Raw genomic sequence first — 14,653 nt, 5'->3', positions numbered from 1 at the left:
ACATGAGTTCCATCTACCATTTCCAGACCGTCAAGCACATCGTGCACGGCCCCAACAGCCTCGACCTGCTGGCCGACAAGCTGGTCCTGCTCGACCGCCCGGTGCGCCGCATCGCCCTGATCACCCAGCCTGTCATGGAAGGGAATGGGGTCGTGGCGCGCGTGGTCGAGGCGCTGCGGCAAAAGGATGTGCAGGCCCTGGTGGTGCGCGATGTGCAGCCCGAACCGACCATCGAAAACGTCGAGACCGTGTTCCGCGAGCAGATCGAACCGTTCGCGCCCGATGCCGTGCTGTCCATCGGCGGCGGCAGCGTGCTGGATGCCGCCAAGCTGTTCGCGGTGCGTCTGACCAACCGCCAGCCGTTGCGCGAATGGCTGGGCGTGGACCTAATCCCGGCGCCCGGCGTGCCGCTGGTACTGGTGCCGACCACTTCCGGCACCGGTTCCGAAGTCACGCCCAACGCCATCGTCACGCTGCCCGACGAGGAACTGAAGGTCGGCATCGTCAGCCGCCACCTGCTGCCGCAACTGGTGATCCTGGATGCCACGCTGACGCTGGACCTGCCCAAGCCGATTACCGCCGCCACCGGCATGGATGCCTTCATCCATGCGCTGGAATCGTATATCTCGACCAAGGCCAATCCGGTCAGCGACATGTTCGCGATGGAGTCGATGCGCCTGATCGGCGCCAACCTGGTCGAAGCCTATCGCAACGGCCGCTCGCTGCCGGCGCGCGAAGGCATGCTGATCGGCTCGATGTACGGCGGCCTGGCGCTGACCGCGGCCGGCACCGCCGCCGTGCACGCGCTGGCCTATCCGCTGGGCGGCATGTTCAACATCACCCACGGCGTGGCCAATTCGATGTTGCTGCCGCATGTCATGGAATTCAACCTGGACGCCATCGTCGGCCGTCTGGCCAAGGTGGCGCACGCGCTCGACATTGCGCGCCACGACGACAGCGAGCAGGCGGCCGCTGAAAAGTTGCTTGAGCGTCTGCGCGAATGGACTGCGGCATTGGAAATTCCGCAAGACCTGCGCAGCTTCGGCGTCTCGGAAGAGCACCTGGATGCGCTGGCAGTGGCCGCCTCCAAGGTCAAGCGCCTGTTGGGCAACAATCCCAAGCCGCTGAGCCTGGATGACATCAAGTCCATCTACAAGAGGCTGCTGCCATGAATGCCCGCCCGGTCCGGCACACCCGCCTGCTGATCATCGGCGACGACTTGTCCGGCACCGCCGACTGCGCGGTGACCTGCGCCAATGTCGGCCTCGACAGCATGGTTTTGCTGGGCGCGGAAGCGGAAGCAGGAGCAGGCGAGACGGCGCTGGCCGTCGATGTGCTGGCGCTGGATACCGATTCGCGCCAGCTTGCCGGCGCCGATGCCGCGCGACGCAATGCCGACGCCTGGCGCACCCACGCGTCCGACCGCAAGCTGTACAAGAAGATCGACTCGACCCTGCGCGGCAACGTCGCCGCCGAGATCGCGGCCTTGGCCGACGCCGGCATGGCCATCGTCGCGCCGGCCTTTCCCAAGGCCGGCCGCACGACGCGGGACGGGCGTCAATACGTTTTCGGTGAGCCGGTCGAGCAGTCCGAGGTGTGGCGTAATGAACATATCGCCGGCCGCGCCGATCTGGTCGGCATGCTGGCCAATGCGGGATTGAAGGTCGCACTGGTCGGCCTGGACACGGTGCGGCAAGGCCATGGGCCGGTGCGCGCCAGCATCGTCGCCTGCCAGGCCGAAGGTTTCCAGGCCTTGGTGTGCGACAGCGAAACCGATGCCGACCTGGAATGCATCGCCGCCGCCTCAGCCGCCTTGCCAGGATTGTTCTGGGTCGGCTCCGCCGGATTGGCCACGCCGCTGATCCGTACATTGGAAGAGGGCGCGTCGCCCCGCGCACCTGGCATAGCGGCCGCAGCACCTGTTGCTGCAGTTGCGCCCGGGGGCGTGCTGGCCATCGTCGGCAGCATGTCCAGCGTATCGCAGGCACAGGCGCTGGCGCTGCAAAAGAACGCAGGTAGGGACATCGTCCTGTTCGAAATCGGCGCCCCGGCGCTGCTCGATCCGTTATCGGCCAAGGCGCGCGAGCTCGCGGCGCAAGTATCGCAAACGCTGCAAGGCGGACGCAGCGCATTGGTGGTGTTGAGCCAGTCGCAGCGTGCCGGCGTCAGCGACGGCGCCCGCCTGGCGCGCCAACTGGCCGCGCATCTGGGCCCGGTCGCGCAGCATGCGGCGGGGCTGGTCGCCACCGGCGGCGAGACCGCGCGCGCCATGCTCTCGAACATGGGCGTGGATACCCTGAAGATCGTCGCGGAAATCGACACCGGCGTGCCGCTGATGGTCGCCGGGTATCAGGGGCGCACATTGCCGGTCGTGACCAAAGCCGGCGGCTTCGGCCATCCGGACACCTTATACCGCGCATGGCAAAGACTGATCGCCATGCGTCAGGCGGACGCGCAAGCGCCGTTCACATCCAACGGAGAGGAAGCTATGACATATCGTCCGGTTATCGGCATCACGATGGGCGATGCCACCGGCGTGGGGCCGGAAATCATCATGAAGAGCCTGGCGCAGCGCTCGGTCTACGACGGCTGCCGGCCGCTCGTGATCGGCGATGCCAAACGGCTGGCCGATGCCGGTCGCATCACCGGCGTGCCGCTGAAGGTGCGCGCCATTTCGAACCCGGCCGAGGCGCGCTTCACCTTCGGCGAGATCGACTGCATCGACCTCGGCCTGATTCCGGAAGGGCTGCCCTACGGCAAGCTGTCGGCCGTGGCCGGCAACGCCGCCTTCCAATACATCGCGCGCACCGTCGAACTGACCTCGGCCGGCGAGCTGGATGCGATCTGCACCGCGCCGCTGAACAAGGAAGCGCTGCACGCCGGCGGCCACATCTTCCCCGGCCATACCGAAATCCTGGCGCACCTGACCGGCATCCCCGAAGTCTCGATGATGCTGGTGGCGCCCAAGCTGCGGGTGATCCATGTGACCACCCACATCGGCCTGATCGACGCCATCAACCGTATCGAACCAGGCCTCGTGCAGCGCACGATCGAACGCGCCCACGACACCCTGGTGCGCGCCGGCATCTCGTCGCCGCGCATCGGCGTCTGCGGCATCAATCCGCACGCCGGCGAAAACGGCCTGTTCGGCTACGGCGAGGAAGAGAAAAAGATCATCCCGGCCATCGATATCCTGCGCGCGCGCGGCTGGGACGTGGAAGGCCCACTGCCGGCCGACACCCTGTTCTACCGCGCAGGCCGCGGCGATTTCGATGTGGTGGTGGCGATGTACCACGACCAGGGCCACGGCCCGGTCAAGGTGATGGGCCTGGAAGCGGGCGTGAACGTCACCGTGGGCCTGCCGGTCATCCGCACCTCGGTCGACCACGGCACCGCGTTCGATATCGCCGGCAAAGGCATCGCAGACGAAGGAAGCATGTTGGAAGCGCTCAAGCAGGCACAAGACCTGGCTACGCGCCGCGCTGCGCTGGCAGCCTGAAGTTCTCCGGGCGCCGCGACGGACTGATCCGGGTGGCGCCAGCGGGAACGCCATATAAATCAAAACTTAATCCGATCTTAGAGGATCGAGAGGAGAACGCAATGAACCAGTTTGGAGCACTGGACACGACCATCATCGTCACGATGGTTGTCGTCTATATCTTGGCCACCTCCTGGATGAGCGTGCGCCTGCGCAGCAAGAACACCGGCGAATTCATGGTGGCGGGGCGTTCGGCGCCGGCCTTGGTGATCGCCATCCTTTTGATGTCGGAATTCATCGGCGCCAAATCCACCATCGGCACTTCGCAGGAAGCCTTCAAGGTCGGCATCGCCGCCTCCTGGTCGGTGATCGCTGCTTCCATCGGTTTCCTGCTGTTCGGTCTGTTCATGGCCAAGCGCCTCTATAAATCCGGCGAATTCACCATCTCCGGTTTCGTCGCCCAGAAATATGGCAAGACCGCCAAGCTGGTGGTGTCGGCGGTGATGATCTACGCGCTGTTCATCGTCAACGTCGGCAACTACGTCAGCGGCGCGGCGGCGATCTCCACCGTGCTCAAGGTCAACCTGCCGACCGCGGCGGTGATCACCGCCATCGTCAGCACCATCTACTTCGCCTACGGCGGCCTGAAGAGCGTGCTCTACGTCACCATCTTCCACAGCGCCGTGAAGATACTGGGCATCGGCATCCTGGTGTGGGTCGCGCTGACGATGACCGGCGGCATCGCGCCGATGGTCAGCGCCATGCCGGAGCACTATTTCACCTGGAACGGCGCGCTGAGCGGCGGCACCATCGGCGCCTGGATCATCGGCACCGCCGGCGCCATCTTCTCCACCCAGTTCATCATCCAGGCCATTTCGGGTGCCCGCTCCGGCGAGGACGCGCGCAAGTCGACCCTGATCGCCGCCGCCCTGTGCGTGCCGATCGCACTGGCGCTGGGCTTGCTGGGCGTGGCCGCCAAGTTCCTGTTCCCCGATATCAAGGGCCTGTACGCGCTGCCGATCTTCCTGCAGCACATGAACCCGCTGCTGTCGGGCATCGTGACCGTGTCGCTGGTGGCGTCGATCTTCGTCAGCGTCAGTACCGTCGCGCTGGCGATCGCCTCGCTGATCGTCAAGGATTTCTATGTGCCGCGTTACAACCCGACGCCGGAGCGCGAACTGAGCGCCACGCGCTGGATTTCGCTGCTGGTCGGTTTCGTGCCGCTGATCTTCGTGCTGTTCGTGCCGCAGATCCTGGCATTGTCCTTCTTCACCCGCGCCTTGCGCCTGACCGTGACCGTGGTTGCGCTGATGGGCATCTACCTGCCGTTCTTCAACAGCAGCCGCGGCGCCATCTCGGCGCTGGTGCTGGCCACCGTCGCCACCACCGCCTGGTATCTGATGGACAACCCGTGGGGGATCGACAATATGTATATCGCGCTGATCGCGCCGGCCATCGTGATGGTGGTCGAGCGGATGCTGTTCCCCGCCAAGCCGGTTGCCTCCGAAGGCGATCCGGGGGAGATGGCGCGGCCGGCGCGGCAGCATCACTGAAGGCAACGGCGCCCAGCAACGAAACAAGCAAAACGCGAGGATGAAAAAATGACCAGTACCACCACCCCTCAAGCTTCCGGCCAGTCCGTATCCGGGCGAGTCGCCAGGGCTGCCGGCGACGACGCCCGCCGCGATGCCCACCTGCCGGCGCTGACCGTGCAGAACCACGCGGCGAATCTGGCCGTGCTGTCCAATGGCGACTTGCTGTGCGCATGGTTCGGCGGCACCCAGGAAGGGATTCCCGACATTTCCATCTATATGTCGCGCCTGCCTGCCGGCGGTGATACCTGGTCGGAGCCGGTGCGCCTGTCGGAAGACGCCACCCGTTCGGAGCAGAATCCGGTGCTGTTCGAAACGCCGGACGGCAAGCTGTGGCTGATCTATACCGCGCAGCTGTCGGGCCACCAGAACACTTCCATCGTCCGCCGCCGCATCTCGGAAGACCTGGGGCATACCTGGGGAGAGATCGAAACCTTGTTCGACACGCCCGGCACCTTCGTGCGCCAACCCATCGTGGTGGCGCGCGACGGCGCCTGGCTGTGCCCGGTCTTCATGTGCCGCGTGGCCGCGGGTGAACGCTGGTCCGGCAATGACGACATCAGCGTGGTGATGCGCTCGACCGACGCCGGCCGCAGCTGGACCGCGCATGAGGTGCCCGGCAGCGTGGGTTGCGTGCACATGAATATCCAGCCGCTGAAGGATGGCGGTTTCCTCGCGCTGTACCGCAGCCGTTGGGCCGACCACATCTACAGCAGTCGTTCCGGGGATGGCGTCGACTGGAGCGAGCCGCGTCCATTGGATCTGCCCAACAACAATTCCTCGATCCAGTTCCTGGCATTGGCCAACGGCCACCTGGGCCTGGTGTTCAACAATAGCAGCGCGGCCAACAGCACCGGGCGCCGCGCTTCACTGTATGACGACATCGAGGATTCCGAAGACAGCGGCGAACTGGTTGCGCAGCCGGCATCGCAGCGCGGCACCGCCTTCTGGGGCGCACCGCGCGCACCGATGACGCTGGCCATTTCCTACGACGGCGGCAAGACCTGGCCGGCGATGCGCAATCTGGAAATCGGCGACGGCTACTGCATGACCAACAATTCCACCGACAAGCTCAACCGCGAGTTTTCCTATCCGTCGATTGTGCAATCGGCGGATGGCAAGCTGCATATCGCCTATACCTACTTCCGCCAGAACATCAAGTACGTCAGCGTGGAGGAAGCTTGGGTGACGCAGGGTGTCGCGGCTGCGGCCTGAACGCAGGCGCATGCATCAAAACAACGCAACGGAGACGACATGGAAAAGAATGGAATCACCCGTAGGGAGGCATTGGTGGCACTGGGAACAGGAATCGCCGCAGCCGGCTTGGCAGGTCAAGCCACAGCTGCTGAAACCGCTTCGCTGGAAGCGGTAGTGGAGGCTTTGCGCAGGGCGCTGGAAGACGGCGACGGGAAAGTCCTGGCGGCGATCCTGCACGACCGCCTGACTTATTCGCACTCGGACGGGCGCGTCTGGAGCAAGGAAGTCCTGCTGGACAACATCGCCGGCAAGAAGCGCTACCTGAGCATTGCCACCTCCGAGCAAACCGTCGATGTGCAGGGCGACATCGGCATCGTGCGCCACACCTATGACGTCGTCAACAACAACGAGCAAAAGAGCACCAGCCATATCAAGGTGCTCCTGTGCTGGACGCTGGCCGACAAGTCGTGGAAGCTGCTGGCGCGCAGCGGCACCAATGCGCCGGTGTGAGCGGGTGTTTTTCCAGCTCTCCTGATCAGCGGCGCCAGGGCCGGAAATAGGTATACTCGGTGATCGCCGAAGCACCTGTGCGTGCGCGGCATTGACAACCCTTTTTCCGTCCCATCGACTATGAAAGTTACCCGCCGCCGCGAGGCCATGGTGCAGGCCGTTTTGTCGGGCATGACCGAAGTGGCTGCCTTGTGCGGCCACTTCGGCATTTCGGAAGTCACCGTTCGCCGCGACCTGCGCGCATTGGCCGACGAAGGCCTGATCCTGCGCACCTACGGCGGCGCCGCTTCGGTCAGCGCACATGCGCCGGAAGAATCGCTGGAACAGCGCAGCCATAGTTTCCAGGCGGAGAAGGATGCCATCGGCGTAGCCGCGGCCGCCCATGTGGCGGTCGGCGACACGGTCTTCCTTGACGCCGGCACGACCACGGCCGCATTGGCCAAAGCGCTGGCCGACCGGCAGGACATCAAGGTCATCACCAATAACCTGCTGGTGGTGCAGGCCTTGGCCGGCAGCCACGTCGCCGTGACCATGATCGGCGGCGATGTGCGCGAATCGAGCATGGGCACCTTCGGCCCCATTGCCCAATTGGGCCTCTCCCGCTTTACTTTCGACAAGGCTTTCCTGGGGGCTGACGGCGTGGTGCCAGGCCGTGGCTTGTGCGAGGCCACGGCGGAGCAGGCTTACCTGAAAGAATGCATCATCCGCCAGGCCGCCCAGGTATTTGTGCTGGTGACATCGGATAAGCTGAACCGCGACAGCCAGCAGCACTGGACGCCGGTTGAAAAAAACTGGCGATTGATCACCGACGCCATGCCGGGCCACGCCGGCCGGCAGGTTTTCGAGAACACTCCCGGCGTGACGATCGAATCGGTAGATGCAGCCCGGCCATAGCCAGGAGGTTTCAATGGCGGGCTTCTGCAGGCCGTTGCCTGAACATGATGATGCACAGGGCCATGAACGCCAGCAAGGCGGCCGAAGCCGAATAGCGGCTGAGCGCGAGCCCGCCCTGGGCATGCGGTTTGTCCAGGAAATCGCCGACGACGGCGCCCAGCGGCCGGGTCAGGATGAAGGCCAGCCAGAACAGCACGGTGGATGAGATCTCGCTGGCGTAGTGCGCAATGACGATGGCCACGAGCAGCGCGCCGAACAGCAGCGCCGCCCCGGTGTAGCCCAGCCCGGCCGTGTCGGCCGTCCAATCGCCCAGGGCCGTGCCCAGGGTCTGCGAAAACATGATGGTGACCCAATAGAACAGCTCGGCCCCGGGCGTGCTGATGGTGGCGACCGAGACGCTGCCCAGCGAACGTTTCCAGACGAACAGCGAGGCCAGGAGCAGCAGCAACAGCAGGCAGGAGCCGCCGGCATAGCCGATGCCCAGCGAGCGGGTGCAGAAGTCGGCGAGGGTGGTGCCGACGGTGGTGGTGGCGACAATCGTCGTCCAGTAAAGCAGCGGGTGGAAGGTCTTGGCCTTGATCTGGGTAATCACTGCCGCCAGGAAAACGACGGCGAAGATGCCGGTGCCGACCAGATAGCCGAGCTGCATCGACATGGAGACGGCGTCGCCCCCGGTCTCTCCCAGGGTGGTGGCCGCGATCTTGATCAGCCAGAACAGCAAAGTGACTTCCGGGACTTTTACAAGGGCGGGTTTCTCAGCAGTCATGGTCGCCTTTCAAGGTAAAAATGCGCGTGGAGCATCGACCATACGAAATCCGAATTAGCTGAAACTTAGGCGCAAGCTCCCGGCTTCAGCCGCTGCCGTTGTTTACCGGTAGCGTTCCAGCCCCAGCACCGCTTCGTAATCAGCAATCGTCGTCGAGCCGGACGGCAAGCCGAAGGCGCTGCCGGTGGCGCGGATGTGTTCGGCCATGCGCTGCATCATGTGGGTATAGGCCAGCGTGGCCGAGATCGGGAAGCTGAGCAGGCGAAAGCCCAGCCGCTCGAATTGCGCGGCGTTGAGCGGCGGCGTCTTGCCGTCCACCGCGTTGAACATCAGGGGCGCGTCGATGGCCGACAGGGCGCGGCGCATTTCATCTTCCGACTGCAGCATCTCCAGCAGCACCAGGTCGGCGCCGGCGGCGGCATAGGCCTGGCCACGGGCGATGGCTTCGTCCAGGCCGAGCGGGATGCGGGCATCGCTGCGGCCGATGATCAGGAAGTCGGCGCTTTTGCGCGTGGCCACCGCGATGCGGATCTTCTCCGCATGCTCTTCCTTCGACACCAGCGCCAGGCCTTTCATGGCGCCGCATTTCTTGGGCGTGACCTGGTCTTCCAGGTGGATCGCCTGCACGCCGGCGGCTTCATAGCTTTGCACCGTGCGTACCACGTTGTTGAGGTTGCCGTAGCCGGTGTCGGCGTCGGCGATCACCGGCACGTCGACCGCGGCGGCGAAGGCGCGGCCGCGCTCGACCATCTCGCTCATGCCCAAGAGGCCGATGTCGGGCGCGCCCAGCAGGCTGGCCGAGAGGCCGTTGCCGGTCATGTACACGGCTTCGAAGCCGGCTTGCTGGTAGATGCGCGCGCCCAGCGCGTCGTGGCAGCCGGGGGCCACCACGATGCCGGGCTGGCGCAGGCGCTGGGCCAGGGTGGGGGTTGTCATGTCGTCTCCGTCGAAAATGAAAAGGCGCCGGTCGGCATGCGAGCGGCGCCCGGGAGGGGATCGTATCGCTTAATTCCCGGTCTTGTCGTTGCGCATCTTCAGCGTCAGGCACAGGAAGAAGCCGATGATCGGGCTCATCGCCAGCACCAGCAGGGCGGCCGAGAAGCTTTGCGTGCTTTCGCGGATCCAGCCGACCAGGTAGGGGCCGACGAAGCCGCCGACCTGGGCGAAGCCGTTGATCATGGCGATGCCGCCGGCCGCGGCGGCGCCGGCCAGGAACTGGGTGGGCAGCGTCCAGAACACGCCCAGCGTGGCCCACAGCCCCATGGCGGCGATGCACAGCAGCACCAGGCCCAGCAGCGGCGAGGGCGCCAGCGCGCTGGCGGCCAAGAATACGCCGCCGCACAGACCGGCGCAGGCGGTGTGCATCTTGCGTTCGCCGGTGCGGTCCGAGCTGCGCGCCACCAGGATCAGGCCGGCGGCTGCGCACAGGAAGGGAATGGCGGCGACCAGGCCGGTCTGGAAGTTGTTCAGGCCGCCCAGGCTCTTGACGATCTGCGGCAGCCACAGCACCACGCCATAGATGGCCACGGCGTTGAACATGTAGATCAGCGTCAGGATCCACATGCGCGGGTCGCGGAAGATGGCGGCGAAATCATGCTGGGCATGCGAGGCGTTGCTTTCCTGCTCGGCCGCCAGGGTGGCGGTGAGCCAGCGGCGCTCTTCGGCATCCAGCCACTTGCCTTGTTCCGGACGATCCACCAGGTAGAACAGCGTGACCACACCCATGATCACCGCCGGCAGGCCTTCCAGGATGAACATCCATTGCCAGCCGGCCAGCCCGGCCCAGCCGTGGGTGGAACTGAGCAGCCAGCCCGACAGCGGCGCGCCGACCACCGACGACAGCACGGTGGCGAGCATGAAGCCGGCGACCGCCTTGCCGCGCTCCTTCTTCGGGAACCAGTAGGTCATGTACAGCAGCACGCCGGGCGCGAAGCCGGCTTCGGCCAGGCCCAGCAAAAAGCGCAGCGCATAGAAGCTCCAGGCGCCCTGGATCATGGCCATGGCGCAGCCCACCAGGCCCCAGGTGATCATGATGCGGGCGATCCAGATGCGCGGACCGACCCGGTGCAGGATCATGTTGCTGGGAATCTCGAAGGCGATGTAGCCGAGGAAGAAGATCCCCGCGCCCAGCCCGTAGACCTTGGCCGACAGCCCGAGATCGGCGTTCATCGTCAGCGCGGCGAAGCCGACGTTGACCCGGTCCAGGTAATTGATCATGAAGAGGAAGAAGCAATACCAGACGATCTTGCGGTGCAGCTTGCCGATGACGCGGCGGCCGATGGCCGATTCGCCGTCCAGCGGCTGCGCGACGGCAGCCGGATTGGCGTAGGACATGTTGTCTCCTTGTTTTTGATGATTGTTGTCAGGCAGACGTCGCCAGCGCGGTCCTGCCTGTGTCGGCGCTGTTGCTGGGGATGCGCCGGGCAAGGGATTATACGGTGATCACTTGAGAGGTAACAAGGTCTTACCAGTCATCGGGGCAAGAAAAAAGCGGCACGCATGCCGCAGGCGGGGCTTTACAGCAGGAGTTCTCGCAGCAAGTCCTTGCGCGGGCCGGAAGGCGGTTCGAACATCAACGCCTGTTCCACATGCAGCAGATGGTGCTCCATCAACTCCACCGCGCGCGCGACGTCGCCGGCGCGCGCGGCGGCGATGAAGGCGCTGTGCTCTTCGGTCGAGCAGGCGGCGTCGCGGGTGGACTGGTACAGCATGGTGATCAGCGCGCTGCGGCCGGCCAGTTTTTCCAGGATGTCGGTGAGCACGTCGTTGCCGACGACGCGGGCCAGCAGGATGTGGAAATCGCTCAGCAGGGCGGAGCGCATCTGCATATTGTTGTCCTTGATGGCCTGGTGTTCGGCCTGCAGGTGGGCTTCCAGCCGCTCATAATCCTGCGGCGTCGCGCGCGCCACGAATTCCTTGACCATGGCCATTTCGAGCGTGCGGCGCACGAAGAACAGGTTGCGCGTTTCCTCTACCGTCGGCTTGCTGACGAAGGCGCCCTTGTCGGGAATCAGGTCGACCAGCTTGTCCTTGGCCAGCATGACCAGCGCCGAGCGGATCTTGGTGCGGCTGACCTTGTAGACGCGCGCCAGCGCTTCCTCGGGCAGTTTGGCGCCGGGAGGAAGCCGCTGTTCGGCGATGTTGGCGGCGATATCGCTCGCGATGGCTTCGGAGCTGTCGGGGGCGGGCACTGGTTCGGTCATGGGAATGGACTGGCTGTCAAATCGTGGTGCGGTTGAGCCAATTGTAAATGGTAACCACTGGTGCGCGCGTCATCCATTCCCGTCTCCATTCCGGCTTACCCCTCGGCCTGTTGGCCGCCGATGGGGAGGGCGCCGGCCAGCGGCGCCAATTGCTCGCCGTTGAGCACGGCGCGGGCGCGGGCCTTGTCGATGTCTTTTTCCCAGCTGGCGATGACGACGGTGGCCACGCAGTTGCCCAGCAGGTTGCCCAGTGCGCGCGCGATGCCGATGAACCAGTCGATCGACAGCACCAGCACCAGGCCCACCACCGGAATGGCCGGGATAGTGGTCAGTGTCGCCGCCAGGATCACGATGGCCGAACCCGGCACGCCGTGCGCGCCCTTGGAGGTGACCAGCGCGATCGCCAGGATGGCCAGCAGGTCGCCCATGGAGATCGGCGTATTGGTGGCCTGGGCGATGAACAGGGCCGCCATGGTCAGGTAGATCGAGAAGGCATCCAGGTTGAAGGAGTAGCCGGTGGGGATCACCAGGCCCACGGTCGACTTCTTGATGCCCATGTGTTCCAGCTTCTTCATGATCTGCGGCAGCACGCTGTCCGACGAGGTCGTGGCCAGCACCACGATCAGCTCCTCGCGCAGGTAGCGGATCAGCTTGAAGATGCTCAGGCCGGAGCAGCGCAGGATGCCGCCCAGCACCACCAGCACGAAGAAGATCACCGCGCCGTAGAACAGCAGCACCAGCAGGGCCAGCTGCTTGAGCGAACCCACGCCGTACTTGCCGACGGTGAAGGCGATGGCGCCCAGCACGCCCAGCGGCGCCAGGCGGATGAAGAAGGACATGCACTTGAAGAAGGCATCCGACAGCGAGGAAATCAGCGCCGCCGCCGGCGCGCCTTTTTCACCTATCAGCAACAGCGCGCAACCGAAGGTGACCGAGATCAGCAGCACCTGCAGCACGTCGCCGGAAGTAAATGCGCTGACCGCGGTGGCCGGGATCAGCTTCATCACGAATTCGGCGAAGCCGGTTTCCTTCACCTTGCCGGCATTGGCCACGTAGCTGCCCAGGCTGCTGGCGTCCAGGTTATGCGGGTCGATGTTCATGCCGGCGCCGGGCTGGAACACCAGGGCCAGCACCAGCCCCAGCAGCAGGGCGATGGTGGTCACCACTTCGAAATAGATGATGGCCTTGACGCCGACGCTGCCGACCTTCTTCAGGTCGCGCGCGCCGCAGATGCCTTGCACCACGACGCAGAACACGATGACCGGGATGATCATCTTGATCAGCTTGATGAAGCCGTCGCCCAGCGGCTTGAGGCTTTGGCCGAAGTCGGGCCACGCCAGCCCGATCACGATGCCGACGACGAGGGCAAGTACCACTTGCCCGAACAAGGACTTGAATAGTTTGCTCACCACGGTCTCCTGATGTTGTTTTCATGAAGTGTTGCAGCGGCGGGGAATATTTTGATTAGGCGCTGGAACAAGTCCAATATATTGCATACAATTTTTGAATACAATAAAAATATACAAAAATAATCCACCCCTACCGCTTTGTTTGAAGGAGACAACAATGAAAGATGCCCAGGAGCAATTCCGGCGCTGTGGCCGGCAAAGCATGCAGTGGGCCGACCAGCTGGCCCTGCACAGCGAATCGCCGGACATGCTCACCCGCACTTACCTGACGAAGGAACACCAGGCGGCGGCGGAACAACTGATGGGGTGGATGCTGCAGGCCGGCATGACGGTGCGGCGCGACCACGCCGGCAACGTCATCGGCCGCTATGCCGCGCAACCCGGTGCGGAAGATGCGCCGGCGCTGGTGACCGGCTCCCATTTCGATACGGTCCGCAATGCCGGCAAATACGACGGTAACCTCGGGATCCTGCTGCCGCTGGCATGCATCGCCGAGTGGCACCGCCAGGGCCGGCGCTTTGCCTTCCCGATCGACGTGATCGGATTTTCGGAAGAAGAGGGCGTGCGCTTCAAGGCGACGCTGCTGGGCAGCCGGGCCGTCGCCGGGACCTTCGACCAGTCGGTGCTGGAGAACCGCGACGCCGCCGGCATCAGCATGCGCGAGGCATTGCAGGCGGCCGGATTCAGCGGCGCCGGCATCGCCGGTTCGGCCTGGCCGCGCGAATCGGTGGCGGCTTTCGTCGAGGTGCATATCGAACAGGGGCCGCTGTTGCTCAATGAAGGGATCCCGGTCGGCGTGGTGACCGCCATTTCCGGCGCGACCCGTTTCATGGCCGAGGTGTGCGGCCTGGCTGGGCATGCCGGCACGGTGCCCATGCACATGCGGCGCGATGCGGCGATGGCGGCGGCCGAGGTCGGCCTGTTCATCGAACGCCGCTGCGGCATCAAGCCGGGGCTGGTGGGCACCATGGGCATCCTGGAAGTGGCCAACGCCGCCGCCAACGTGGTGCCGGGCAATGCCGGCTTCTCGATCGACATCCGTGCCGAGCAGGACGCCGATCGCGTTTCCGCGGTGGCGGACGTGGTGGCCGAGATCGAGCGCATCGCCGTGCGCCGCAACGTCGATATCCGCTTGCGCAAAACCCATGAGGCATCCAGCGTGCCGTGCGCGCCGCATCTGCAGGTCGGGCTGGCGCACGCCATCGAAGCCAGCGGCTTGCCGGTGCGCCTCCTGCCGTCGGGAGCCGGACACGACGCCATGGCGATGGCAGCCATCGCCGACGTCGCCATGCTGTTCGTCCGCTGCGGCAACGGCGGCATCAGCCACCATCCGGACGAAACCATGACCGAAGACGACGCCGCGGTCGCCGCCCAGGTGTTCAGCCGCTTCGTCGAGAACTTCGGCGCCTGAGGCGCCGGCCCGTACTTCACAAGAACATCACCTCAAAAGGAATACGCATGCAAACCATCACCATCGACGGCTTAAACCTGACCGCGCAGCAAGTCATCAATGTGGCGCGCGCACCGCACCTCAAAGTGGCGCTGGCGGACTCCTCGCGCGCCGCGCTCAAGGAAAGCCGCGACTACATCGAAAGCACCTGGAT

At 64.8% G+C, this 14,653-nt stretch carries 12 protein-coding genes; 7 read left to right on the top strand and 5 right to left on the bottom strand.

Annotated features, from left to right (window positions below; all coding sequences use genetic code 11):
* The first annotated feature begins 2 nt into the window (after positions 1 to 2).
* The 6 genes from J7548_RS18295 (at position 3) to J7548_RS18270 (ending at position 7,671) form a co-directional block, all read left to right on the top strand.
* Entirely contained in the window at positions 3 to 1,172 is a 1,170-nt protein-coding gene (locus J7548_RS18295; RefSeq protein WP_290977420.1) for an iron-containing alcohol dehydrogenase, read from the top strand.
* On the top strand, positions 1,169 to 3,499 hold the full coding sequence (pdxA, locus tag J7548_RS18290; protein ID WP_290977418.1) for a 4-hydroxythreonine-4-phosphate dehydrogenase PdxA: 2,331 nt from the start codon (positions 1,169 to 1,171) through the stop codon (positions 3,497 to 3,499). Before J7548_RS18295 ends, pdxA begins: the two co-directional genes overlap by 4 nt.
* Before the next feature lie 101 nt (positions 3,500 to 3,600).
* Positions 3,601 to 5,031 (top strand): sodium:solute symporter family protein, encoded by a 1,431-nt coding sequence (locus tag J7548_RS18285; protein WP_290977416.1) that lies wholly within the window; start codon positions 3,601 to 3,603, stop codon positions 5,029 to 5,031.
* Between the two features lie 48 nt (positions 5,032 to 5,079).
* Positions 5,080 to 6,285, top strand: coding sequence for an exo-alpha-sialidase (locus tag J7548_RS18280; RefSeq protein WP_290977414.1), 1,206 nt, complete (start codon positions 5,080 to 5,082; stop codon positions 6,283 to 6,285).
* A gap of 39 nt (positions 6,286 to 6,324) precedes the next feature.
* Positions 6,325 to 6,777 carry a DUF4440 domain-containing protein gene (locus tag J7548_RS18275; RefSeq protein WP_290977412.1) on the top strand — a complete coding sequence of 151 codons (453 nt, stop codon included), beginning with the start codon at positions 6,325 to 6,327 and terminating at the stop codon, positions 6,775 to 6,777.
* 120 nt (positions 6,778 to 6,897) lie between these two features.
* Positions 6,898 to 7,671 (top strand): DeoR/GlpR family DNA-binding transcription regulator, encoded by a 774-nt coding sequence (locus tag J7548_RS18270; protein ID WP_290977410.1) that lies wholly within the window; start codon positions 6,898 to 6,900, stop codon positions 7,669 to 7,671.
* 10 nt (positions 7,672 to 7,681) lie between these two features.
* Here the strand turns inward: J7548_RS18270 and J7548_RS18265 are convergent, their stop codons facing one another.
* From J7548_RS18265 to J7548_RS18245, 5 genes are all read right to left on the bottom strand, one after another.
* On the bottom strand, positions 7,682 to 8,437 hold the full coding sequence (locus tag J7548_RS18265; protein WP_290977408.1) for a hypothetical protein: 756 nt from the start codon (positions 8,435 to 8,437) through the stop codon (positions 7,682 to 7,684).
* Between the two features lie 102 nt (positions 8,438 to 8,539).
* Positions 8,540 to 9,373 (bottom strand): isocitrate lyase/PEP mutase family protein, encoded by an 834-nt coding sequence (locus tag J7548_RS18260; RefSeq protein WP_290977406.1) that lies wholly within the window; start codon positions 9,371 to 9,373, stop codon positions 8,540 to 8,542.
* Between the two features lie 69 nt (positions 9,374 to 9,442).
* The gene (locus J7548_RS18255; protein WP_290977404.1) at positions 9,443 to 10,771 is read right to left on the bottom strand and encodes an MFS transporter; all 1,329 of its coding nucleotides are present in this window, start codon (positions 10,769 to 10,771) and stop codon (positions 9,443 to 9,445) included.
* 182 nt (positions 10,772 to 10,953) lie between these two features.
* Positions 10,954 to 11,640 (bottom strand): GntR family transcriptional regulator, encoded by a 687-nt coding sequence (locus J7548_RS18250; RefSeq protein WP_290977402.1) that lies wholly within the window; start codon positions 11,638 to 11,640, stop codon positions 10,954 to 10,956.
* Positions 11,641 to 11,735: 95 nt separating this feature from the next.
* Positions 11,736 to 13,049, bottom strand: a complete 1,314-nt coding sequence (locus tag J7548_RS18245; RefSeq protein WP_290977400.1) for a C4-dicarboxylate transporter DctA — start codon at positions 13,047 to 13,049, stop codon at positions 11,736 to 11,738.
* Between the two features lie 157 nt (positions 13,050 to 13,206).
* On the opposite strand from J7548_RS18245, the gene J7548_RS18240 reads away from it, so the two are divergent.
* Positions 13,207 to 14,460 (top strand): allantoate amidohydrolase, encoded by a 1,254-nt coding sequence (locus tag J7548_RS18240; protein WP_290977398.1) that lies wholly within the window; start codon positions 13,207 to 13,209, stop codon positions 14,458 to 14,460.
* The last annotated feature ends 193 nt before the right edge of the window (positions 14,461 to 14,653 follow it).

Source organism: Herbaspirillum sp., assembly GCF_017744395.1.
In the GTDB taxonomy this organism is placed as follows: domain Bacteria; phylum Pseudomonadota; class Gammaproteobacteria; order Burkholderiales; family Burkholderiaceae_D; genus Herbaspirillum.
The sequence above is the reverse complement of the archived record's forward strand: the minus strand, read 5'-3'. Positions and strand labels throughout refer to the sequence as shown.

Coding starts and splice junctions, on each gene's coding strand:
- J7548_RS18295 (WP_290977420.1), top strand. CDS start 3: ATGAGTTCCATCTACCATTTCCAGACCGTCAAGCACATCGTGCACGGC.
- pdxA (WP_290977418.1), top strand. CDS start 1,169: ATGAATGCCCGCCCGGTCCGGCACACCCGCCTGCTGATCATCGGCGAC.
- J7548_RS18285 (WP_290977416.1), top strand. CDS start 3,601: ATGAACCAGTTTGGAGCACTGGACACGACCATCATCGTCACGATGGTT.
- J7548_RS18280 (WP_290977414.1), top strand. CDS start 5,080: ATGACCAGTACCACCACCCCTCAAGCTTCCGGCCAGTCCGTATCCGGG.
- J7548_RS18275 (WP_290977412.1), top strand. CDS start 6,325: ATGGAAAAGAATGGAATCACCCGTAGGGAGGCATTGGTGGCACTGGGA.
- J7548_RS18270 (WP_290977410.1), top strand. CDS start 6,898: ATGAAAGTTACCCGCCGCCGCGAGGCCATGGTGCAGGCCGTTTTGTCG.
- J7548_RS18265 (WP_290977408.1), bottom strand. CDS start 8,437: ATGACTGCTGAGAAACCCGCCCTTGTAAAAGTCCCGGAAGTCACTTTG.
- J7548_RS18260 (WP_290977406.1), bottom strand. CDS start 9,373: ATGACAACCCCCACCCTGGCCCAGCGCCTGCGCCAGCCCGGCATCGTG.
- J7548_RS18255 (WP_290977404.1), bottom strand. CDS start 10,771: ATGTCCTACGCCAATCCGGCTGCCGTCGCGCAGCCGCTGGACGGCGAA.
- J7548_RS18250 (WP_290977402.1), bottom strand. CDS start 11,640: ATGACCGAACCAGTGCCCGCCCCCGACAGCTCCGAAGCCATCGCGAGC.
- J7548_RS18240 (WP_290977398.1), top strand. CDS start 13,207: ATGAAAGATGCCCAGGAGCAATTCCGGCGCTGTGGCCGGCAAAGCATG.